Origin of the sequence: Bacteroides sp. OF03-11BH (assembly GCF_003604005.1) — a bacterium.
GTDB classification, from domain to species: domain Bacteria; phylum Bacteroidota; class Bacteroidia; order Bacteroidales; family Bacteroidaceae; genus Bacteroides; species Bacteroides ovatus.
Map to the genome: position 1 here is coordinate 1 of NZ_QTMW01000136.1, position 422 is coordinate 422.

Below are 422 nucleotides of genomic sequence, written 5' to 3' on the forward strand. Positions count from 1 at the left end.
GTGTAGAACGGGTTGAACGAAATCGGTTTCTCCTCCGTGTAGGTGAAGTACACGCCGTCCGCCCCGTTTGTCTTGCACCGGATCATCTCGCACAAGCCCTGATAGGAGTTTCCCGTGTCCACCAGCACCACGTGCGTACCCTGCTCGTAGTATTGCCTCACGAGGTGGTTCATAAAAAAGGATTTGCCGCTGCCCGAAGGACCCAACACGAACTTGTTGCGGTTGGTCGTGATACCCCGCTTCATCGGCAGGTCGCTGATGTCGAGGTGCAACGGTTTTCCCGTAAGCCTGTCCACCATCTTGATGCCGAAGGGCGAGAGCGAACTGCGGTAGTTGGTTTCCTCCGTGAAGAGGCACACCGCCTGCTCGATGAATGTATGGAAACTCTCTTCCGCCGGGAAGTCCGCCGCGTTGCCGGGCAT

At 57.1% G+C, this 422-nt stretch carries 1 protein-coding gene; it reads right to left on the reverse strand.

What is annotated here, in order from left to right; all coding sequences use genetic code 11:
• On the reverse strand, positions 1 to 422 hold a 422-nt coding region (locus tag DXA54_RS28030; protein ID WP_243647708.1), incomplete at both ends, for a TraG family conjugative transposon ATPase.